Below are 20,221 nucleotides of genomic sequence, written 5' to 3' on the forward strand. Positions count from 1 at the left end.
TGGTGCTGCTGCGCCGCTACGAGCGCGCCCGCCGCGAAGATATCCGCGCGCTGATGATCGCCACGGATGGCTTGCAGAAGCTCTTCTCCGTACCCGGTCCGTTTGCGAAGGCGCTGCGCAATAGCGGTATGGCTTTCGTCGGGGCGCAGCCGTTCATCAAGCGCTGGCTGGTGTCGGCCGCGCTGGGGTAAACGCGTGGCTGGCGGCCCCGGCCGGCAACACAGGTATCATGAACGGATTGACGGCCTGCCGGTCCGACCCGGCACGTGACACAGCGCGCGACACGCGCGATCGAAACAGGAATTCAGCATGAAAAAAATCTTCCGCATGGTGGCGGGCGCGCTCGCGATTGCCGCTTTCACGATCGGTTGCTCGGCACAGGCCGACCAGACGACCGACAAGCTCAAAGCGACGCTGCAAACGCGTCTGGCCGACGTGACGATCAAGAGCATCACGAAGTCGCCGATTGCCGGGTTGTACGAAGTGAACCTCGGCAGCCAGATCGTCTATAGCGACGCGAACGGCGATTACCTGATGCTCGGCGACATGGTCGACGCGAAGACTCGCAAGAATCTGACAGAAGCGCGTCTGTCCGAGACCAACCGGATCGATTTCGCGAGCCTGCCGTTCGCGAACGCGGTGAAGGTCGTGCGCGGCAATGGCGCACGCAAGATCGCCGTGTTCTCCGATCCGAACTGCCCGTACTGCAAGCAGCTCGAAACGTCGCTGAAGTCGCTCGACAACGTGACGGTCTACACGTTCCTGTACCCGGTTCTGTCACCAGATTCGACGGCCAAGTCGAAGTCGATCTGGTGCTCGACGGATCGCGCGAAAGCGTGGGAAGCATGGATGCAGAACCACCAGGCGCCCACCGCCGCCGGCACCTGCGACACCGCCGCGATCGACAAGAACCTGACGCTCGGCCACGCGATGAACGTCGAGGGCACGCCCACGGTGTTCCTCGCCGACGGCCGCCGCCTGCCGGGCGCGGTGCCGGCCGACCGGCTGGACCGCGAAATGTCCGCCGTGCACTGAACCACGCGGCACATGCAGGAGCAAGGAGGCGCGCAGGGCGCCTCCTTTCGCATCCGGCCTGCCGCAGCCATGCCGACGCGTAGAGTTTCACGCATCGATCCGGCGCCTCGATCGACGCATCGATCAACTTTTCGTCCCCCATCTCCTAATCGCCGCCGATGAAGCCGATCCGCTACACCATCGTTCCGAAGCAACCCGCCGCCCATCTGTTCGAAGTCACTGTGACCGTCGCCGATCCCGACGCCGCCGGCCAGCGTTTCATGCTGCCGGTGTGGATTCCGGGCAGCTACATGGTGCGCGAGTTCGCGCGCAACATCGTCACGCTGCGCGCCACCAACGACGCTGGCCGCAAGGTGCGGGTGGAAAAGACCGACAAGCACACGTGGCAGGCCGCGCCGGTCAAAGGCGCGTTGACGCTGCGCTACGAGGTGTACGCGTGGGATCTGTCGGTGCGCGCCGCGCATCTCGACGACACGACGGGCTTTTTCAACGGCACCAGTGTGTTCTTATCGCCGCTCGGTCACGAGGAAGCGCAGTGCGTGGTCGACATTCAGAAGCCGCAAGGCGCGGCATATCGCAACTGGCGGGTCGCGACCGCACTGCCGGAAGCGCGCGGCACGAAACGCTATGGCTTCGGCGAGTATCGCGCGCAGAACTATGACGAGCTGATCGACCATCCGGTCACGCTCGGCGAATTCCAGCTGGCGACTTTCGACGCGCATGGCGTGCCGCATGACATCGTGATTGCGGGGCGGGTGGTTGGGCTGGACATGGCGCGCTTGAGCGCCGACCTGAAGCGCATCTGCGAAGCGCAGATCGCATTGTTCGAACCGAAGACGAAGAAAGCGCCCGTTGACCGCTATGTGTTCATGACGCAAGCCGTCACCGACGGCTACGGCGGCCTCGAACACCGCGCCTCCACGGCGCTGATCTGCAATCGCGGCGATCTGCCCGTGCAAGGCCGCGAAGCGATGAGTGAAGGCTACCGAACCTACCTCGGCCTGTGCAGCCACGAGTATTTCCACACATGGAACGTCAAGCGCATCAAGCCGGCCGTGTTCGCACCGTATGACCTGAGCGTCGAAAACTATACGTCGCTGCTGTGGCTGTTCGAGGGTTTCACGTCTTACTACGACGATCTGATCCTCGTGCGCAGCGGCCTGATTTCGCAGGACGACTATTTCGGCATGCTCGGCAAGGTGATCGGCGGCGTGCAGCGCGGCAGCGGACGACTCAAGCAGACTGTTGCCGAAAGCTCGTTCGACGCGTGGGTCAAGTACTACCGGCAGGACGAGAACGCGCCGAACGCGATCGTCAGCTATTACACCAAGGGCTCGCTCGTCGCGCTCGCGTTCGATCTGACGATTCGCGCGCAGACCGGTGAGCGCAAATCGCTCGACGACGTGATGCGTCTGCTGTGGCAGCGTTTTGGCCGCGACTTCTATCGCGGCAAGCCGGTCGGCGTCGGCGAAAGCGAGATCGAAGCGATTTTTGCCGAAGCGACCGGAGCGGAACTGGGCGAACTGTTCGCCGAAGCCGTGCACGGCACGCGCGATCTGCCGCTCGGCCCGTTGCTCGCGCCGTTCGGCGTCGCGCTCGCGCCTGAACTCGACAAGAACGGCAAGCCTTCGCTCGGCGCGCGTCTGCGCGGCGGCGCGGATTGCACACTGGCGGCGGTCCACGAAGGCAGCGCGGCGCAAAAAGCGGGACTCTCGGCCGGCGACGTGTTGATCGCGCTCGACGGCCTGCGCGTCACCGGTTCGAATCTTGAAGGGTTGCTTGCGCGTTACCAGCCGGGTGCGAAGGTCGAAATCCATGCGTTCCGGCGTGACGAGCTGCGCACCATGCAAGTCAAGCTGGACGGGCCGGAGGTGGTGCGCTACAAGCTCGCCGTCAGCGACAGGCGGGCCGCCGCGCGCAAGGCGCGCGAACGCTGGCTGGCAAGCTGATCGTCAGCGTTTGCGGCATGAATGAGCGGGCGAGGGCGCGGGATTGTTCTACCAGTGCAACAATCCTTCGCTGCCGGATGGCTTTTTCCCGGGTCGGTAAAAAAACACAATGCCTCCACTCGCGCAACATTGCGCGCCCCTACTGGAGTCAACCATGACCACGATCCTGCAAATCAACTCGGCAGCCCGCTCGCAAGGCGCGAATTCGACGCTGCTCGTCAACGAGCTGACCGCAAAACTGCAACAGTCGAATCCGGGCGCGCAAGTCGTCGTCCGCAACCTGCAAGCCGAACCGCTGCCGCACCTGGACGACGCCGTCCTTGGCGCGTTCTTCACGCCGGCGGACCAGCGCACGGCCGAGCAAGCCGCGATTGCCGCGCGCAGCGAAGCACTGATTGCCGAACTGCAAGCCGCCGACATCGTCGTGATCGGTGCGCCGATGTACAACTTCGGGATCTCGTCGCAACTCAAGACGTACTTCGACTTCATCGCCCGCGCTGGCATCACGTTCCAGTACACGGCGAACGGTCCGGAAGGTCTCGTGAAGGGCAAGAAGGTCTATGTCGTGTCGGCACGCGGCGGCAAGTACCTGGGCACGCCGAACGACAGCCAGACGCCGTATCTGACGAGCTTCCTGGGCTTCCTCGGTATGACCGACGTGAACTTCATCTACGCAGAAGGCCTGAACATGGGCCCGGACGCAGCCACCGCCGCGCTGGCTGCCGCGCGTGAAGCGATTGCTGCCGCGTAAGCGTGTTGCTGCTTCGATACCGTTGCTCCGAAGCCGCCAATCACTGCGGATAGCAGCGGATAGCAGGGAAATGAAAAACGCCACGCAAGTCCGTGGCGTTTTCTTATTGCGGCGCTGCTGGCGTTGTCACGCCAGCATTTGCGCTTCGTCGGGCAGACGCCAGTCGATGGGGGGGCGGCCCTGCTTCACGAGGTACTCGTTGGCCTTCACGAAGTGGCCGCAGCCGAGAAAGCCGCGATGCGCCGACAGCGGTGACGGATGCGGCGCTTCCAGCACGCAATGCGACTTGCCGCCGAGCAGCGCGCGCTTTGCTTGCGCATGCGCGCCCCACAGCATGAACACGAGGCCGTCGTGGCGCATCGCCAGTTCGTGGATCAGCGTGTCGGTGCATTTTTCCCAGCCGCGTTTCGCGTGACTCGCCGCGCTGTCGCGTTCGACGGTCAGCACCGTGTTCAGCAGCAGCACGCCTTGTCTGGCCCACGTGTCGAGGCAACCATGACGAGGCGTTTCGTGGCCGAGACTCGCGGCAATTTCCTTGAAGATATTGCGCAGCGACGGCGGCGTGCGCACGTTGGGCGCGACTGAAAACGCGAGCCCGTGTGCTTGCGGCGTGCCGCGGTCCTCACCGTGATACGGGTCCTGGCCGAGGATCACCACTTTGACTTCGTCGGGGCTCGTCAGGCGCAGCGCGCGGAACACGTCGGCGGGATAGACGGTTTTGCCGGCGGCGCGCTCACCATCGACGAAACGGCACAGCGGCGCGTACGCGTCGCTGTCGATGAAGGGCTTCAGATGTGTGCGCCATGCCGGGGGCAGGGCGGCGAATTGGGCTTCGAGCGTCGGTGGGGCGAAGCCGGCCGGCGATGGTGTAGTCATGTTACTGGCCGATATGGATGCGGCGTCGTCGAACAGGGAAGCCTGCGACGGATTGGAGCGGGTTCGGGAAGCGGAAGTCATGGCGGGGGAGTGTCGCAGCAAACGGACTTCGGCTCAAGGTGCCGCGGCGCCACGTGGCCGCTCAAGCCAGCTGTTCAAGCCGCCCGCAACTGATACCCGCGCTGCGCCTTGCTGATGTTGTCCGGCGCGAGTCCGCTTATCTGCTTGCCGAGTTCGGCCGCGAGCGCGTGCAGCGCAGCTTCATCGCCGGATTTCAGCTCAAGCTCGACTTCCGAGATGGGCGCACGGCGGGTCTCGCCGTCGACTTCCGTGAGCACGTCGCCCTGGTCGATCGCCGCTTCGATTTCCGCGCCGTCCAATTCGACGTGCCACAGCGTGCGCGTGAAGTTCGTGCGGAACAGTTCGATCAAGGTGGACGCCGCCTGGTGTAACGCATCCGCCGCAGCCGGTTCATCACAGGCGTGCAGCAAAGCGTCGATCTCCAGCTTCGCGCCCGCCACCGGCATCTCCCATTCGTGCCGGCTGTGCAATCCCTCCTTCGCATTGCCCACCGTCTTGAAGGTTTGCAGCCAGCCATCCGGCGTCTGACGCAGACGCAGCGCGCTCTTCGAGTTCGCCAACCCAAGCTGCGGCGTATCGAAGTAAATGTTCACCAGTTTGACCGGGCTGCCTTCCCGACCGGTGCGCGCGATAAACCACTGTTGCGCCGCCTGCACCTGCGCGGCCGGCAGCGCCAGCTTGATTTCGCGTTCCATGCCCATGATGCGTTTCCTTGCGTGTACCGATGCGGCGCCTAGAAAAACATTCGCGCAAGCTCCACGCCCGGCTCGTCTGCGCGCATGAACGCCTCGCCGACGAGGAACGTGTGCACATCCATCGCGCGCAGGCGTTCAACATCGGCACGCGCCAGAATGCCCGATTCGGTGACGACGATGCGGTCATCCGGAATCGCATCGAGCATGCCGATGGTCGTGTCGATCGACGTTTCGAAAGTGCGCAGGTTGCGGTTGTTGATGCCGATGAGCGGCGTCTTCAGCGTCAACGCTTCCTTCAGCTCGTTGCTGTCGTGCACTTCGACCAGTACCGCGAGGCCCAGCGAATGCGCGAGTGCTTCGAGGTCCTGCATCTGCGCGGTGTCGAGCGCGGCGGCGATCAGCAGGATCGCGTCGGCACCCATCGCGCGCGCTTCGACGATCTGGTACGGATCGACGATGAAGTCCTTGCGCAGCACCGGCAACCGGCACGCAGCGCGCGCCTGCTGCAGATACGCGACGCTGCCCTGGAAGAACTGCACGTCGGTGAGCACGGATAGACAGGCCGCGCCGTGCTTCTCATACGAACGCGCGATCTCAGCCGGGTCGAAGTGCTCGCGCAGCACGCCTTTGGACGGGCTCGCTTTCTTCACCTCGGAAATGACCGCGGCCAGCCCCGCCGCGTGCTTGGCGCGCAGCGCGCCGACGAAATCGCGGATATCGCGCGCCGACGCTTCGAGGCGCAACTCTTCCAGCGGCGCGCTCTGTTCGGCCGCGCGGACTTCTTCGCGTTTGACCGCGATGATGCGGTCGAGGATGTCGCTCATAAGTGTCTCGCTACGTTGATTGCTACTTGATCACTGCTTGAATTGCTGGGTGAAGCGAATCAGCTCGTCGACCTTCGCGCGGGCCTTGCCGCTCGCGATCGCTTCACGCGCCAGTTGAATGCCGCCCGCGATCGATGCCGCCACGTTCGCCGAATACAGCGCCGTGCCCGCGTTCAGCGTGACGATTTCGCGCGCGACGCCCGGCTTGTTGTCCAGCGCCTCGAGCAGCATCGCTTTGGATTCGCTCGCGTCCGCCACTTTCAGCGTGCGGTTCGACACCATCTGCATGCCGAAGTCTTCCGGATGAATCTCGTACTCGCGGACTTCGCCGTCGCGCAACTCGCCGACTTGCGTGGCCGCGCCGAGCGACACTTCGTCCATGCCGTCCATCCCGTACACGACCAGCACGTGCTTTGCGCCGAGGCGCTGCATCACGCGCACCTGAATGCCGACGAGGTCCGCATGGAACACGCCCATCAACTGGTTCGGCGCGCCGGCCGGATTGGTCAGCGGGCCGAGAATGTTAAAGATGGTCCGCACGCCGAGCTCGCGGCGCACGGCGGCAATGTTCTTCATCGCCGGGTGATGGTTCGGCGCGAACATGAAGCCCATGCCGGTTTGGGCAATCGACGCCGCCACCTGGTCCGGTTGCAGATCGATATTCACGCCGAGCGCTTCGAGCACGTCCGCGCTGCCCGACTTGCTCGACACGCCGCGATTGCCGTGCTTCGCGACCTTCGCGCCGGCCGCCGCCGACACGAACATGGTCGCGGTGGAAATGTTGAAGGTGTGCGCGCCGTCGCCGCCGGTGCCGACGATATCGACGAAATTCGAGTTGTCCTGCACGTCGACGTGACGGGCGAATTCACGCATCACCGTGGCGGCGGCGGTGATTTCGCCGATGGTCTCTTTCTTGACGCGCAAGCCGGTGATGATCGCGGCCGCCATCACGGGAGAGAGTTCACCACGCATGATGAGGCGCATCAGATGCAGCATCTCGTCGTGGAAAATCTCGCGGTGCTCGATGGTCCGTTGCAGCGCTTCCTGGGGCGTAATCGACATGATCTCGTCTCTCTTCGTCAAGCGGTGCGGTGGGCGGTTTTCGACTGCTTCACGAAGTTCTCGAGCAGCGCGTGGCCGTGTTCGGACAGGATCGATTCGGGATGGAACTGTACGCCTTCGACGGCCAGTTCCTTATGACGCACCCCCATGATCTCGCCGTCTTCGGTCCAGGCCGAGACTTCGAGGCAGTCCGGCAGCGATTCGCGTTCGATCGCGAGCGAATGGTAGCGGGTCACGACGAAATGCTTCGGCAGATCGGCGAACACGCCTTTGCAGTCGGTTTCGATCGTGCTGACCTTGCCGTGCATGATCGTTTGCGCGCGCACCACGCGGCCGCCGAACGCTTCGCCGATCGCCTGATGGCCGAGGCAGACGCCGAGAATCGGCGTCTTGCCGGCGAATTCGCGCAGCACGTCGAGCGTGATGCCCGCATGTTGCGGATTGCTGGGACCGGGCGACAGGCAGATGCGCTCGGGGTTGAGCTTCGCGATGTCGTCCAGCGTGATTTCGTCGTTCCGGTAGGTGCGCACGTCTTCGCCGAGTTCGCCGAAGTACTGCACCAGGTTGTAAGTGAACGAGTCGTAGTTGTCGATCATGAGCAGCATGGTGTGTCTCCGGTCAGAAGTCGCTATCGAGGCCGTCTTGAACCTGTTCGGCAGCACGCAGTACGGCGCGCGCCTTGTTCTCGGTCTCTTGCCATTCGGATTCCGGCACCGAATCCGCGACCACGCCCGCGGCCGCCTGCACATACAGATTGCCGTTCGCGATCACGCCGGTTCGGATCGTGATGGCGAGATCCATTTCGCCGGTGAACGACAGGTAGCCGACCGCACCGCCGTACAGCCCGCGCTTCACGGGCTCCAGTTCGTCGATCAGTTCCATCGCGCGGACCTTCGGCGCGCCGGACAACGTGCCGGCCGGGAAGGTGGCACGCAGCACGTCGAAATTGGTGGTGCCCGGCTTCAGCTTGCCCTCGACCGAACTCACGATGTGCTGAACGTGCGAGTACTTCTCGATCACCATCTTGTCGGTCACGACCACCGAGCCGATCTGCGCGATGCGGCCTACGTCGTTGCGCGCCAGGTCGATGAGCATGACGTGTTCGGCGACTTCCTTCGGGTCGTTCAGCAGTTCGGTCGCGAGTTCCGCGTCGCGTTCCGGCGTGTTGCCGCGCGGACGCGTGCCGGCGAGCGGGCGAATCGTGACGATGCGATCCTCGCCGCGCTTTTCCTGACGCACCAGAATTTCCGGCGACGCGCCGACCACATGAAACTCGCCGAAGTTGTAGTAGTACATGTACGGCGACGGATTCAGCGAGCGCAGCGCGCGATACAGCGACAGCGGATTGTCGCGGTACGGCTTGGTCAGACGCTGGCCGACCTGCACCTGCATCAGTTCGCCAGCGGCGATGTATTCCTTCGCCTTGCGCACGGCGGCCAGATAGTCGTCTTTCGCGAATTCGCGGTAGGTCTCGGTGCGCACGCTCGCCGAGGTGACCGGCGGCTGCACGGTCGAACGCAAACGCTGGCGCAGTTCGCGCAGACGGTGTTTTGCCTTCGTGTACGCCTCGGGCTGAGTCGAATCGGCGTACACCACGAGGTAGAGCTTGCCCGCGAGGTTGTCGATCACCGCGACTTCTTCGGTGAGCAGCAACTGGATGTCGGGCAGATTCAGATCGTCTTTCGGCGCGCTGTACGCGAGCTTTTTCTCGATGTAGCGCACCGCGTCGTAGCCGAAATAGCCGGCGAGGCCGCCCGCGAAACGAGGCAGGCCGGGGCGTTGCGCCACCTTGAAGCGGGCCTGGAATTGCTGGATGAACTCGAGCGGATCGCCCTCGTGGGTTTCGACGACCTTGCCGTCGCGCACCACTTCCGACACGCCGTTGCGGGTGCGCAGCAGCGTGCGCGCCGGCAGTCCGATGAACGAATAGCGGCCGAAGCGTTCGCCGCCCACCACCGATTCCAGCAGGAACGAGTTGGCGCCGTTGCGTTCGGTCTGCGCGAGCTTCAGGTAGAGCGAGAGCGGTGTTTCGAGGTCGGCGAGCGCTTCGGCGATCAGCGGAATGCGGTTGAAGCCCTCATTGGCGAGGGACTGGAATTCGAGTTCGGTCATGTTCCGATCCTGTACGGTGGTCCGGCGGCAGCGTGCGTCGGACAAAGCGGGGCGTTGCGCGACCGGCCGGAGCGAGCGTCGACATTGCGACATGATGATACCGACCGGCGCGAGTTTTCCATCGACGCGAGCAACGGGTTTCAGCGCACAGCAGTACTTTGCGAGTACCCGCAGGCCGAATCAACCGATGCAGCGAAACTAGATGATGGAAAAAACGCGTGAGCGCAGCGAAGTAAAAAACGGTTGCCGAAGACAAGCCTCAGCGTACCTCAGGCGAGGTTAGCGCGACCAGCGACGCCAGGGCCAGGCTCCCCGGTCGATGCTAATCAGACTCCGTTTTTTATTCAGAAACATGAGGATGAAGGACTTTTCAAGTCGTGGAATGGTGCGCTGCGATGGCCTTGGCGGCGTCGAGCAGCGAGGCAACTATACCATCGGATTTTATCGTTTGTATAGCTTGGCCGTGGTTGTAGCCGTATGGCACGGTGAGCGTTGCCATGCCGGCTGCGCGGCCCGCCAACGCGTCGTTTTCTGAATCGCCGATCGCCACGGTTGCTTGCGGTTCAACGCCCAGTTGCGCCGCGGCGGTGAGCATCGGCAGCGGGTCCGGCTTCTTTTTCGCGAGGCTGTCGCCGCCGAGCACGACGCTGAAATACCGTGCGAGCCCGTACTGTTGCAGCAACTCGACTGCGAACCGGTGCGGCTTGTTGGTCACGCAAGCGAGCTTCACGCCGACATTGCGCATCGCGATCAGCCCGGCTTCGACATCGGGATAAAGCCGCGTGTGCAGGCCGTTGATCTTCGCGTATTCCGCCTGATAGATCGCGAGCGCTTCGTCGAAGCGATCCTGCGCATGGTCCGCTTCGAAGCGCGGCGCGAGCACGCTGCGGATCAGATGCTCCGAACCCTTGCCGACATAGCCGACCACTTCTTCGCGTGACGTTTCCAGTGCGTCGAGTTGCGCGAGCATGCCGTTCAGGCCGGCGGTGAAATCGTCGGCGGTGTCGATCATCGTGCCGTCGAGGTCGATGATCGCGGCTTGCAGGCGCGGGCTGGTGAAGGTCGGGGTGGGGAACGGAGCGGTCATAGGGCGTGCGGGTTGTAGTGCTGAACCTTAGTGCTGAACGTTCGCGAGCGCGGCGCGCATCTTGTCGATCACGACCTTGTGATCGGGCTGGCCGAAGATCGCCGAACCGGCCACGAACGTGTCCGCGCCGGCTGCTGCGATTTCCGCGATGTTGTCAACCTTCACGCCGCCGTCCACTTCCAGATGAATCTCGCGGCCGGTCCGTTCCTGGTACGCGTCGATGCGCTTGCGGGCTTCGCGCAGCTTGTTGAGCGCTTCGGGAATGAACGACTGGCCGCCGAAGCCCGGATTCACCGACATGATCAGCACGAGGTCGAGCTTGTCCATCACGTGATCCAGATAGCTCAGCGAAGTGGCCGGGTTAAACACGAGGCCGGCCTTGCAACCGTGGTCGCGGATCAGCGACAGCGTGCGATCGATATGGTCCGAGCCTTCCGGATGGAAGCTGATCAGGTTCGCGCCGGCCTTGGCGAAGTCCGGCACGATGCGGTCGACGGGGCGCACCATCAGATGGACGTCGATGGGCACGTCGACGTGCGGGCGGATCGCCTCGCACACGAGCGGGCCGATGGTCAGGTTCGGCACGTAGTGGTTATCCATCACGTCGAAGTGGATCCAGTCGGCGCCGGCGGCGACGACGTTGCGGACTTCCTCGCCGAGACGGGCGAAATCGGCGGACAGAATGCTGGGGGCGATGCGAAATTGCGTCATGGCGGGGGCGGGTGCAAGCGGGAAAGCGCCATTTTACCGTTTTGTAGCGCTCCGAACCGGCGCGCGGGCGGTTTGAGGTCGCGCCGGGTTCACCAGGGCGGCGGTGACAGTGGCCATGCGCCTTAACGGTCCTTGGCCAAACGATATGTCCGGTTGCGGGCATGCCGCGCATCAAGCAGAATGCCAATCCATGCATATCGCTTCGCCGATGCACCGCGAACCATTGGCGTCCGGGGTTTCCCGCGATTTTTCACAGCCCGTTTTATCAGACCGGAATCAGGATGAGCCAGTACGAATTCAGCGTCTCGTCGCAGGTGCAATATCTGCCTGAAGAGTCCGACCCGGAGCGCCGCCAGTATGCATTCGCCTACACGCTGACTATCCGTAATACCGGCCAGGTGCCCGCGCAGTTGATTGCGCGTCATTGGGTGATCACCGATAGCGAAAATACGGTGCAGGAAGTGAAGGGGTTGGGTGTGGTCGGCCATCAGCCGCTGCTCAAACCGGGGGAGCATTTCGAATACACGAGCTGGGCGGTCATCGCCACGCCGGTCGGCACCATGCGCGGCGATTACTTCTGCGTGGCGGAGGACGGCGAGCGTTTTGACGCGCCGGTGCCTGAGTTTATTCTGCGCATGCCGCGCACGTTGCATTGAACCGGAGGGCGGACCCGCGGTCATTCAATGTTCAACTGCGCAGCGCTTTGGCGCGCGGTTTTATCGCATAGCGTTACTGCGGTTTTTGCTGCTTCGGTTGTTCGCTTCGGGTGGCGCGCGTGGCTTTCTTCCTGCCGGATGATGTCCATACAACGATAAAGACGAGCAGGAAGAGCGCGAGGAGCGCTTCCAGCGCGAAGATGAGCATCGGGTATTCGTCGAACAGATCAGACATGGCGGTTTCCATCAAGAACGAACATTGTATGCGTTTTGTCCGCACGTCCGGAGCATGGCTCGGCGCGCTTTCGGTTGCGGTGCTGCTGGCGTCCTGCGGCGGCGGCGGGGCGGTCCGGCCGTCGGTTGCGCCGCCCACGGGTGCCGCGATCATACCCGGGCAGATTGCCGCAACGCGCCTCACGGCAGTCGCCTGGCGGCAGGTGCCGGGCTGGCAGGACGATTCGCTGATCGGTGCGACGGCTGCGTTGCGACAGAATTGCGTGCGGCTCGCGCGTCAACCGAACTGGTCGCGTGCTTGTGCCGCGGCTTTGCAAATCGACGATCTCGACGTCACCAGCGCGCGGGCTTTTTTCGAGGCTTATTTCACGCCGTTCCAGCTGGCCAATAACGACGGCACGCTCGACGGGCTCGTCACCGGTTACTACGAGCCCTTGCTGCGTGGCTCGCGTACGCGGCACGGTGTGTATCAGACGGCGCTGTATCGCTGGCCCGCCACGTATCGTGCGGGTTCGGCGCTGCCGGCGCGTGCGCAGCTCGAGCGCTCGGGCGTGCTCAATGGCAATGAACTCGTGTGGGTCGACGATCCGATCGAAGCGTTCTTCCTGCAGGTGCAGGGGTCCGGGCGAATCGTGATGGAAGACGGCAGCGTGATGCGCGTCGGCTTTGGCGGCACCAACAATCAGCCGTACAAGTCGATTGGGCGGTGGCTGCTGGATCGCGGCGAACTCACGCCGGCACAGGCGACCATGCAGGGCATCAAGGCATGGGCGCGCGCGAACCCGACGCGCGTCGATGGGCTGCTGGACACGAATCCGCGCTTTGTCTTCTTCCGTGAGATGCCGTCCGGCGAAAGCACACCGAGCGGCGGCGCGGACGGTCCAGTTGGCGCGCTCGGCGTGCCGTTGACGCCGGAGCGGTCGATCGCGGTCGATCCGACGTCGATTCCACTCGGCACGCCGGTGTTTCTGCAGACCACGCGTCCGTTGACGAACTCGCCGATGAATCGCCTCGTGTTCGCGCAAGACACGGGCTCCGCGATCAAGGGCGGTGTGCGCGCCGACTACTTCTGGGGCCTCGGCGACGACGCCGGCGATCTCGCCGGCAAAATGAAGCAGGGCGGGCGGATGTGGTTGTTGCTGCCGAATTCGTGAGTGTTGCGTGGCAGGCGTAGCTGCGGTTTTCGGATAACGGAGCAGTTGACGCGTGCTCCGGCTTTGCGCACCGTGTGCCGCGGCACCAGCATTCAACTCATTCCCGCGTGCGGCAGAGCTACGCTGAATGATTGAAAAAGGCGTCACAGCCGGTTGAGCTTCCGGAAGTGACGCCTTCTTGTAGGGACGACTTAAAGCCCTTGCCTGCGCTTGTCCACCACGCGCCGTGCCTTACCCACCGAACGCTCGATGCCGTTTACCGCCAGCACGTTCACCACCGCACTCACGCCGATCAGCGCCTTGATGTCGTAAGCAAGCGTCTGTTTGGCTGTATTCAGCGCAGCCGTATCCGGCGCGGTTTCCGGGCAGGGTTCGACGTTCAGCGTCAACACGTCGAGCGGGCCTTCCTTGGTCAGCACGATCTGATAATGCGGCGCGAGCGCGTGCTGCTTGAGCAGCAGTTCTTCGATTTGCGTCGGGAATACATTCACGCCACGCACGATCATCATGTCGTCCGAGCGGCCGGTGATCTTTTCCATTCGGCGCATCGTGCGGGCGCTGCCCGGCAGCAGACGCGTGAGGTCGCGCGTGCGGTAACGGATGATCGGCAATGCTTCCTTGGTCAGCGAAGTGAACACCAGTTCGCCGAGTTCGCCGTCCGGCAGCACCTCGCCGGTTTCGGGATCGATGATCTCGGGATAGAAATGATCTTCCCAGATGGTCGGGCCGTCCTTCGTTTCCACGCACTCCGATGCGACGCCCGGACCCATCACCTCGGACAGGCCGTAGATGTCGACGGCATCGATGCCCATACGCTTTTCGATCGCCTGACGCATGTCGTTGGTCCACGGCTCGGCGCCGAAAATGCCGAGGCGCAGCGAGCAAGTGGCCGGGTCGATGCCTTGACGTTCGAGTTCGTCGGCGATCGAGAGCATGTAGCTCGGCGTCACCATGATGATGTCCGGGCGGAAGTCCTGGATCAGTTGTACCTGCTTCTCGGTCTGGCCGCCGCCGAATGGAATCACAGTGAGGCCCGCGCGCTCGGCGCCGTAGTGCGCGCCGAGGCCGCCGGTGAACAGACCGTAGCCGTAGCTCACGTGAACCTTGTCGCCGCGCTTCGCGCCGGCGGCGCGGATCGAGCGCGCGACGAGATTCGCCCACGTGTCGATGTCGCGCGCGGTGTACCCCACGACGGTCGGCTTGCCAGTCGTGCCGGACGACGCGTGAATGCGTGAAATCTGCGCCTGCGGGACGGCGAACATCCCGAACGGGTAGCTGTCACGCAGGTCTTTCTTGGTGGTGAACGGAAAGCGCGCCAGGTCCGCAAGCGTCTTAACTTCGCTCGGGTGCACGCCGGCTTCGTCGAATTTGCGCCGATAGACCGGCGAATGCTCATACGCATGGTTCAGCGACCATTTGAGCCGTTCAAGTTGAAGCGCGGCAAGTTCGTCGCGGCTGGCGGTCTCGATCGGATCGAGCGGAAGGGCGGTCGTCATTGAATGTCTCCTTGCTGCCTCAATGCGTGAGTCTATGTACGGTGCGCTGGTGCGCAAAAAACGCGGGACTGGCTGCTATTCTGGATAGCGTCGATGATCCGACGTTGCATCGCACGTCTGCCGCGGCACCACTGCGGCGTTGGCCGCTGCTTTACCGTCGGTTCGCCGCGCGCTGGGCCTTCAATCGCCCACCGGAATCAGGTTGCCTTTGATTTGCGCCGATTTGCCGCGAAACATGGCGACGGTTTCGTCGGCGCGATTGGTGACGCGAATATCGTAGATGCCGGTGCGGCCGCTCAGTGTCTGCTCGACCGCTTCCGCCGTCAGCACGTCACCACCCTGCACCGCTTTCAGGAACTCGATCGAACAACCGGCCGCGACCGTGTTGACGTTGTACGTGTTGCACGCGAACGCGAACGTCGAATCGGCGAGCGTGAAGATCAGGCCACCGTGGCAAATCTGGTGGCCGTTCAAAAAGTCGTTGCGCACAGCCATGCGCAGGCGTGCATAGCCTGGACGCACCTCCAGGATTTCGAGCCCGAGCGCACGGCTGCACGCATCGTTCTCGTACATCGCAGCGGCGGTTGCGCGGGCGAGTTCGTCCGGCGTCATCTGTTTGGCGTGCCTGGTTTGAGTGGACATATCAGCGGCCCTCGAAGCGCGGTGCGCGTTTTTCCACGAAGGCTTGCACACCTTCTGCGTAATCATGAGATGCACCTAGCTCACGTTGCACATCGCGCTCGAGATCGAGTTGCCGGTCGAGGGTGTGCGTCGCGCCCGCGCGCATTGCCTGCTTGATTGCGGCGATGGCGCGGGTGGGTTGCTGCGCGAGTTGAGCCGCGAGTTTGGCCGCGGCGGCGGCGAGTTCCGCGTCGTCGTGCGTCTTCCAGATCAAGCCCCAGCTTTCGGCTTTTTCCGCGCCGAGTTTGTCGCCGGTGATCGCAAGCCCCAGCGCCCGTGCCATGCCGACGCGTTGCGGCAGCAACCACGTGCCGCCCGAGTCCGGCACGAGGCCGATCTTCACGAAAGCCTGAATGAAGCTTGCGGAGCGCGCCGCGAGCACCAGGTCGCAGGCCAGCGCGAGATTTGCGCCGGCGCCGGCAGCCGTGCCGTTGACCGCGGCGATGACCGGCAACGGCAGCGCTTGCAAACGGCGGATCAGCGGGTTGAAATGCGCGTCGATCAGATCGCCGAGGTCCGTCATTGCGCGGGGCGTGAAATCGAGGTCGGCTAGATCCTGGCCGGCGCAGAAGCCGCGCCCGGCCCCTGTGAGCACGAGTGCGCGCACGCCCGATTTTTCAACCTGGTCGAGCGCGTCGCTCAATTCCCGATGCATGGCGCGCGTGAAGCTGTTGAGCTTGTCAGGGCGGTTCAGCGTGATGGTAGCGACATGACTCGATGGGTCGAGATCCAGGCGAATCGCTTCATATGACATTGGGTGTCTCCTCAAGGTCTCTTTAACTGATAGTCACTACGGCGTTGCTCTTAAAGCCGTTCGATGACCAGCGCAATACCTTGGCCCACGCCGATGCACATCGTGCACAGCGCAAAGCGGCCGTTGATCCGTTCGAGTTGATACAGGGCGGTTGTGATCAGACGCGCGCCGGAGGCGCCCAGCGGATGGCCGAGCGCAATGGCACCGCCATTCGGATTGACGCGCGGATCATCGTCGCGCAGACCGAGCGTGCGCAGCACGGCCAACCCCTGCGACGCGAATGCTTCGTTCAACTCGATCACGTCGAACTGTTCGAGCGTCATGCCGAGTTGCCTGAGCAGCTTTTGCGTCGCCGGCGCCGGCCCAATACCCATGATGCGCGGCTCGACACCTGCGGTTGCCATGCCCACCACGCGTGCGCGGCGGCGCAGGCCGTACTGGTCGGCTGCGTGCTGGTTCGCGAGCAACAGTGCGCAGGCGCCGTCGTTCACGCCGGAGGCGTTGCCGGCCGTCACACTGCCGTCCGGCCGGACCACGCCCTTGAGCTTGCCCAGGCTTTCGAGCGACGTTTCCCGTGGATGCTCGTCGAGTATGACGCGCACGGGGTCCCCCTTCTTCTGCGCGACATCGACACCGACGATTTCCTCGGCCAGCGTGCCATCACGTTGCGCGCGGGCTGCTTTTTGCTGGCTCGCGAGCGCGAACGCGTCCTGGTCCGGACGGCTCACGCCGAATTCGACGGCGATGTTTTCCGCGGTCTCGGGCATCGAGTCGACGCCGTACTGGCGCTTCATCAGCGGATTGACAAAGCGCCAGCCGATGGTCGTGTCGTGGATGTCGGCTTGGCGTGAGAACGCGCTCGGGGCTTTGCCCATCACGAACGGCGCGCGCGTCATGCTTTCGACGCCGCCGGCAATTATCAGGCGCGCTTCGCCCGCCTTGATCGCACGAGCGGCAGTGCCGACGGCATCCATGCCGGAGCCGCACAGGCGGTTGACGGTGGCGCCCGGCGCATCCGTAGGCAGACCGGCTAGCAATGCCGACATACGAGCGACGTTGCGATTGTCTTCACCGGCCTGATTGGCGCAGCCGTAAATCACGTCGTCGAGGGCGCGCCAGTCGACACCGGGATTGCGCTCGATTAGCGCCCGGATCGGCACGGCGCCGAGGTCGTCGGCACGGACATCTTTCAGGGCGCCGCCGTAGCGGCCGATGGGTGTGCGAATCGCATCGCAGATGATGGCGTCGTTCATTGGAGTTTCCGCTGGGCGGAGCGGCGCTCAATGCCGATCCGAGGTCTCATGTTAGTTGGGGCGCACGACCCGGTCTATTCGGCCAAACGGCATAGGAACGGGGCCATGCTTTTTTTCTTATGCCATTCAGCCAGCTACCGCCGGCGCCGCTTTCGGTTCAACATGAACACGGCTTTGAACGACGCGGAAGCGGTTGGCGACAAAGGCGGCATCGGCCAGCGCGGCATTGGCAGCGGGGTTCGCCCCCGTGCCGTGGAAGTCGGAGAAGGCGGCGGACTGGTTGACGAACACCCCGCCCGTCAGATTGATCGACAGTGCTACGCCGCCGCGAATCGACGCCTGGTGGGCATCGTCGAGCACGGCCGGGTCGGTGCTGTAGACCGACAGTGTCAGCGCGCCATGCTCGGCGGCGATCGCGCCGGCGAGTTCGAGCGACTGCGCGGTCGAGTCTGTCGCAATAACAAACGAGATCGGGCCGAACCACTCTTTGGTGAACTGCGCGTGGTCGGTGCCGGCGTCCAGTTGCAGCACGAGCGGCGTGCGCACGCGAGCGCTTGCAAACGCCGGATGCTCGAGCGCCTGACTCTCGACCAGAACGCGGCCGAGTTTTGAGGCTTCACCGATGCGCTGGGTAACGCCTTCGTTCTGAATCGCGCCGAGCAGTTCGACCGCACGGGACGGGTTGGCGACGAGTTTTTGCACTGCGTTGGCAATGGCTTGAGCGACGTCGTCGAAACTTAGCGAGCCGTCGGCGGTGCGGATGCCGGTGCGCGGCACGTAGATGTTCTGCGGCGCTGTACACATCTGGCCAGAGTACAGCGCCAGGGAGAATGCGATGTTGCGGGCGGCCGCTTTGATGTCCTCGACGGAGTCGATCACGATCTGGTTGACGCCGGCTTTCTCGGTGTAAACCTGTGCCTGGTGTGCGTGGCGCTCGAGCCACGTGCCGTTCTGGGTGCTACCGGTGAAGTCGATGAGCTTGATTTCCGGGCGCAAGGCCAGCTCCTGGACGAGTGCGCCGTCGTTCGGCTCGGTGGCGAGCAAGGTGACGACGTTCGGATCGAAGCCTGCTTCGCGCAGAACGTCCCGCGCGATTCGCACGGTAAGCGCAAGCGGCAGAATCGCGCCGGGGTGCGGCTTGACAATGACCGTGTTACCAGTGGCGAGATCGGCGAAGAGGCCTGGGTAGCCGTTCCATGTCGGGAACGTGCAGCAACCGAGTACAAGGCCAGTGCCGCGTGGCACGACGGTGTAGCGCTTGTGCATCGCGAGAGGCGGATTCTTGCCTTGGGGTTTTTCCCAGTGCGCGTCGGCGGGAACTCGGCGTAACTGGTCCCATGCGTACACGACTGCTTCGAGGGCACGGTCTTGTGCATGCGGGCCGCCGGCCTGAAAAGCCATCATGAACGCCTGGCCGGTGGTGTGCATCACGCTGTAGCCAATTTCGAAGCTGGCGCGATTCACCTGCGCGAGGATTTCGAGGCTCACGCCGGTCCACGCCTGCGGGCCCGCCGCGCGCCAATCACGCTGTGCGGCGGCGGCTGCCTCGATCAGTGCGTCAGTGTCCGCTTTCGGATAGCGCACGCCAAGCGGGAAGCCGAACGGCGAAACTTCGGCGCCGACCGTTTCTCCCGTCGACGGTTGATCCAGTTCGAACGTTGTATTGAGCAGTGCCTTGAAAGCGGCTTCGCCGTCCGCGTTGGCTGTTTCCCCGTACACTTTCGGACTGGGCGTTTCGACGAACGGGCTCCAGTAGCCGCGCGTTTCAACGGCGGTGAGAGCCTTTTGCAACGTGTCTTCGTGCTTGCTGAATAGCGGATGTGTCATGGCAGAGGGCTTGGCTGTGCGTTGGGGGAAAAGCCTGTCTAATAATTGACCGACCGGTTGGTTGGTGAATGGTAGCATTATTACGAGAGCCGCGCGAAGCGTTTTCGCGTGTGATTAATCATCAGGAGGCGGCATGGCTTACGAGAACATTCTGGTTGAGACGCGGGGGCGGGTTGGTCTGATCATGTTGAATCGTCCGAAGGCGTTGAACGCTTTGAACGACACATTGATGGACGAGTTGGGGGTCGCGCTGCGCGAGTTCGATGCCGACGACGCGATCGGTGCGATTGTGTTGACGGGGAGTGAGAAGGCATTTGCGGCCGGCGCCGACATCGGCATGATGGCGACCTACACCTATATGGATGTCTACAAGGGCGACTACATCACCCGCAACTGGGAAACGGTTCGCTCCGTCCGCAAGCCGATCATTGCCGCGGTGGCAGGTTTCGCTCTTGGCGGCGGCTGTGAGCTGGCGATGATGTGCGACATCATTTTTGCCGCCGACACCGCGAAGTTTGGTCAGCCGGAAATCAAGCTCGGCATCATGCCGGGCGCGGGCGGTACGCAGCGATTGCCACGCGCCGTGTCAAAAGCGAAAGCGATGGATCTTTGTTTGACCGCCCGTTTCATGGACGCGGCTGAAGCCGAGCGTGCCGGATTGGTTTCTCGTGTTATTCCGGCCGCCTCCCTGCTTGACGAGTCGATAGCCGCGGCTGCGACCATCTCGGAATTCCCGTTGCCGGCGGTGATGATGGTGAAGGAGTCGGTCAACCGTGCGTATGAAACGACGCTCGCGGAAGGTGTGCATTTTGAGCGCCGTCTCTTCCATTCGCTCTTCGCCACCGAAGACCAGAAAGAGGGCATGGCGGCGTTTGTGGAGAAGCGCAAACCAGTTTTCAAGCATCGTTAATACGCTTGTCAAAATAACGCTTGCAAGTCCCGTTGGGGCTCGCTAGAATTCCGCTCTTTCGTGCTTCGGACAC

Annotated in this window: 20 protein-coding genes and 1 pseudogene; 7 read left to right on the plus strand and 14 right to left on the minus strand. The window is 63.3% G+C overall.

Translation table 11 applies throughout. The annotated features are described in order from the left end of the window. The 4 genes and pseudogenes from CIC12_RS03285 to CIC12_RS03300 form a co-directional block, all read left to right on the plus strand. Positions 1-191: pseudogene (locus tag CIC12_RS03285) on the plus strand (UbiH/UbiF family hydroxylase); the annotation flags it as partial. Positions 192-309: 118 nt separating this feature from the next. Next, positions 310-1,035: a DsbC family protein gene (locus CIC12_RS03290; protein WP_168662139.1), complete on the plus strand. Its 726-nt coding sequence runs from the start codon at positions 310-312 to the stop codon at positions 1,033-1,035. Positions 1,036-1,193: 158 nt separating this feature from the next. Next, positions 1,194-2,984 carry a M61 family metallopeptidase gene (locus tag CIC12_RS03295; RefSeq protein ID WP_168662141.1) on the plus strand — a complete coding sequence of 597 codons (1,791 nt, stop codon included), beginning with the start codon at positions 1,194-1,196 and terminating at the stop codon, positions 2,982-2,984. A 154-nt stretch (positions 2,985-3,138) separates the two neighbouring features. Beyond that, complete coding sequence (locus CIC12_RS03300) at positions 3,139-3,735, plus strand: FMN-dependent NADH-azoreductase (protein ID WP_168662143.1); 597 nt, start codon at positions 3,139-3,141, stop codon at positions 3,733-3,735. Positions 3,736-3,861: 126 nt separating this feature from the next. On the opposite strand, the gene CIC12_RS03305 is transcribed toward CIC12_RS03300, so the two are convergent. The 8 genes from CIC12_RS03305 to rpe form a co-directional block, all read right to left on the minus strand. Beyond that, positions 3,862-4,692 (minus strand): uracil-DNA glycosylase, encoded by an 831-nt coding sequence (locus CIC12_RS03305; RefSeq protein ID WP_168662145.1) that lies wholly within the window; start codon positions 4,690-4,692, stop codon positions 3,862-3,864. Between the two features lie 74 nt (positions 4,693-4,766). Beyond that, positions 4,767-5,393 (minus strand): CYTH domain-containing protein, encoded by a 627-nt coding sequence (locus CIC12_RS03310; RefSeq protein ID WP_168662148.1) that lies wholly within the window; start codon positions 5,391-5,393, stop codon positions 4,767-4,769. Positions 5,394-5,425: 32 nt separating this feature from the next. Next, positions 5,426-6,211 (minus strand): indole-3-glycerol phosphate synthase TrpC, encoded by a 786-nt coding sequence (gene trpC, locus CIC12_RS03315; RefSeq protein WP_168662150.1) that lies wholly within the window; start codon positions 6,209-6,211, stop codon positions 5,426-5,428. A 30-nt stretch (positions 6,212-6,241) separates the two neighbouring features. Next, a complete protein-coding gene (gene trpD / locus CIC12_RS03320; RefSeq protein ID WP_168662152.1) occupies positions 6,242-7,273 on the minus strand; it encodes an anthranilate phosphoribosyltransferase in 1,032 nt (343 codons plus the stop codon). A gap of 17 nt (positions 7,274-7,290) precedes the next feature. After that, complete coding sequence (locus CIC12_RS03325; RefSeq protein ID WP_046567655.1) at positions 7,291-7,878, minus strand: aminodeoxychorismate/anthranilate synthase component II; 588 nt, start codon at positions 7,876-7,878, stop codon at positions 7,291-7,293. Positions 7,879-7,891: 13 nt separating this feature from the next. Then, positions 7,892-9,385: an anthranilate synthase component I gene (gene trpE / locus CIC12_RS03330; RefSeq protein WP_168662154.1), complete on the minus strand. Its 1,494-nt coding sequence runs from the start codon at positions 9,383-9,385 to the stop codon at positions 7,892-7,894. A gap of 370 nt (positions 9,386-9,755) precedes the next feature. After that, positions 9,756-10,472, minus strand: a complete 717-nt coding sequence (locus CIC12_RS03335) for a phosphoglycolate phosphatase (protein ID WP_168662156.1) — start codon at positions 10,470-10,472, stop codon at positions 9,756-9,758. Between the two features lie 27 nt (positions 10,473-10,499). Next, entirely contained in the window at positions 10,500-11,183 is a 684-nt protein-coding gene (rpe, locus tag CIC12_RS03340; RefSeq protein WP_168662159.1) for a ribulose-phosphate 3-epimerase, read from the minus strand. A gap of 281 nt (positions 11,184-11,464) precedes the next feature. On the opposite strand from rpe, the gene apaG reads away from it, so the two are divergent. Beyond that, complete coding sequence (gene apaG / locus CIC12_RS03345) at positions 11,465-11,839, plus strand: Co2+/Mg2+ efflux protein ApaG (protein ID WP_168662177.1); 375 nt, start codon at positions 11,465-11,467, stop codon at positions 11,837-11,839. A 73-nt stretch (positions 11,840-11,912) separates the two neighbouring features. Here the strand turns inward: apaG and CIC12_RS03350 are convergent, their stop codons facing one another. Beyond that, complete coding sequence (locus tag CIC12_RS03350; RefSeq protein ID WP_168662161.1) at positions 11,913-12,074, minus strand: hypothetical protein; 162 nt, start codon at positions 12,072-12,074, stop codon at positions 11,913-11,915. Positions 12,075-12,102: 28 nt separating this feature from the next. Here CIC12_RS03350 and mltA point away from each other — a divergent pair, with 28 nt between their 5' ends. Then, on the plus strand, positions 12,103-13,227 hold the full coding sequence (mltA, locus tag CIC12_RS03355) for a murein transglycosylase A (RefSeq protein WP_168662163.1): 1,125 nt from the start codon (positions 12,103-12,105) through the stop codon (positions 13,225-13,227). Positions 13,228-13,418: 191 nt separating this feature from the next. Here the strand turns inward: mltA and paaK are convergent, their stop codons facing one another. The 5 genes from paaK to paaN form a co-directional block, all read right to left on the minus strand. Beyond that, on the minus strand, positions 13,419-14,723 hold the full coding sequence (gene paaK, locus CIC12_RS03360) for a phenylacetate--CoA ligase PaaK (protein ID WP_168662165.1): 1,305 nt from the start codon (positions 14,721-14,723) through the stop codon (positions 13,419-13,421). A gap of 180 nt (positions 14,724-14,903) precedes the next feature. Next, complete coding sequence (gene paaI, locus CIC12_RS03365; protein WP_168662167.1) at positions 14,904-15,365, minus strand: hydroxyphenylacetyl-CoA thioesterase PaaI; 462 nt, start codon at positions 15,363-15,365, stop codon at positions 14,904-14,906. Between the two features lies 1 nt (position 15,366). Then, the gene (paaG, locus tag CIC12_RS03370; protein WP_168662169.1) at positions 15,367-16,158 is read right to left on the minus strand and encodes a 2-(1,2-epoxy-1,2-dihydrophenyl)acetyl-CoA isomerase PaaG; all 792 of its coding nucleotides are present in this window, start codon (positions 16,156-16,158) and stop codon (positions 15,367-15,369) included. A gap of 50 nt (positions 16,159-16,208) precedes the next feature. Further along, the gene (gene pcaF, locus CIC12_RS03375; protein WP_168662171.1) at positions 16,209-17,411 is read right to left on the minus strand and encodes a 3-oxoadipyl-CoA thiolase; all 1,203 of its coding nucleotides are present in this window, start codon (positions 17,409-17,411) and stop codon (positions 16,209-16,211) included. Between the two features lie 126 nt (positions 17,412-17,537). Beyond that, positions 17,538-19,238 (minus strand): phenylacetic acid degradation protein PaaN, encoded by a 1,701-nt coding sequence (gene paaN / locus CIC12_RS03380; RefSeq protein ID WP_168662173.1) that lies wholly within the window; start codon positions 19,236-19,238, stop codon positions 17,538-17,540. 133 nt (positions 19,239-19,371) lie between these two features. On the opposite strand from paaN, the gene CIC12_RS03385 reads away from it, so the two are divergent. Then, on the plus strand, positions 19,372-20,148 hold the full coding sequence (locus CIC12_RS03385; RefSeq protein ID WP_168662175.1) for an enoyl-CoA hydratase: 777 nt from the start codon (positions 19,372-19,374) through the stop codon (positions 20,146-20,148). Positions 20,149-20,221: the final 73 nt, after the last annotated feature.

It is taken from the genome of Paraburkholderia sp. SG-MS1 (assembly GCF_012275575.1).
Taxonomy (GTDB): Bacteria; Pseudomonadota; Gammaproteobacteria; order Burkholderiales; family Burkholderiaceae; genus Paraburkholderia.

Excerpts from the sequence above, each read along its gene's own strand:
- CIC12_RS03290 (WP_168662139.1), top strand. The coding sequence starts at position 310 with ATGAAAAAAATCTTCCGCATGGTGGCGGGCGCGCTCGCGATTGCCGCT.
- CIC12_RS03295 (WP_168662141.1), top strand. The coding sequence starts at position 1,194 with ATGAAGCCGATCCGCTACACCATCGTTCCGAAGCAACCCGCCGCCCAT.
- CIC12_RS03300 (WP_168662143.1), top strand. The coding sequence starts at position 3,139 with ATGACCACGATCCTGCAAATCAACTCGGCAGCCCGCTCGCAAGGCGCG.
- CIC12_RS03305 (WP_168662145.1), bottom strand. The coding sequence starts at position 4,692 with ATGACTTCCGCTTCCCGAACCCGCTCCAATCCGTCGCAGGCTTCCCTG.
- CIC12_RS03310 (WP_168662148.1), bottom strand. The coding sequence starts at position 5,393 with ATGGGCATGGAACGCGAAATCAAGCTGGCGCTGCCGGCCGCGCAGGTG.
- trpC (WP_168662150.1), bottom strand. The coding sequence starts at position 6,211 with ATGAGCGACATCCTCGACCGCATCATCGCGGTCAAACGCGAAGAAGTC.
- trpD (WP_168662152.1), bottom strand. The coding sequence starts at position 7,273 with ATGTCGATTACGCCCCAGGAAGCGCTGCAACGGACCATCGAGCACCGC.
- CIC12_RS03325 (WP_046567655.1), bottom strand. The coding sequence starts at position 7,878 with ATGCTGCTCATGATCGACAACTACGACTCGTTCACTTACAACCTGGTG.
- trpE (WP_168662154.1), bottom strand. The coding sequence starts at position 9,385 with ATGACCGAACTCGAATTCCAGTCCCTCGCCAATGAGGGCTTCAACCGC.
- CIC12_RS03335 (WP_168662156.1), bottom strand. The coding sequence starts at position 10,472 with ATGACCGCTCCGTTCCCCACCCCGACCTTCACCAGCCCGCGCCTGCAA.
- rpe (WP_168662159.1), bottom strand. The coding sequence starts at position 11,183 with ATGACGCAATTTCGCATCGCCCCCAGCATTCTGTCCGCCGATTTCGCC.
- apaG (WP_168662177.1), top strand. The coding sequence starts at position 11,465 with ATGAGCCAGTACGAATTCAGCGTCTCGTCGCAGGTGCAATATCTGCCT.
- CIC12_RS03350 (WP_168662161.1), bottom strand. The coding sequence starts at position 12,074 with ATGTCTGATCTGTTCGACGAATACCCGATGCTCATCTTCGCGCTGGAA.
- mltA (WP_168662163.1), top strand. The coding sequence starts at position 12,103 with ATGCGTTTTGTCCGCACGTCCGGAGCATGGCTCGGCGCGCTTTCGGTT.
- paaK (WP_168662165.1), bottom strand. The coding sequence starts at position 14,723 with ATGACGACCGCCCTTCCGCTCGATCCGATCGAGACCGCCAGCCGCGAC.
- paaI (WP_168662167.1), bottom strand. The coding sequence starts at position 15,365 with ATGTCCACTCAAACCAGGCACGCCAAACAGATGACGCCGGACGAACTC.
- paaG (WP_168662169.1), bottom strand. The coding sequence starts at position 16,158 with ATGTCATATGAAGCGATTCGCCTGGATCTCGACCCATCGAGTCATGTC.
- pcaF (WP_168662171.1), bottom strand. The coding sequence starts at position 17,411 with ATGAACGACGCCATCATCTGCGATGCGATTCGCACACCCATCGGCCGC.
- paaN (WP_168662173.1), bottom strand. The coding sequence starts at position 19,238 with ATGACACATCCGCTATTCAGCAAGCACGAAGACACGTTGCAAAAGGCT.
- CIC12_RS03385 (WP_168662175.1), top strand. The coding sequence starts at position 19,372 with ATGGCTTACGAGAACATTCTGGTTGAGACGCGGGGGCGGGTTGGTCTG.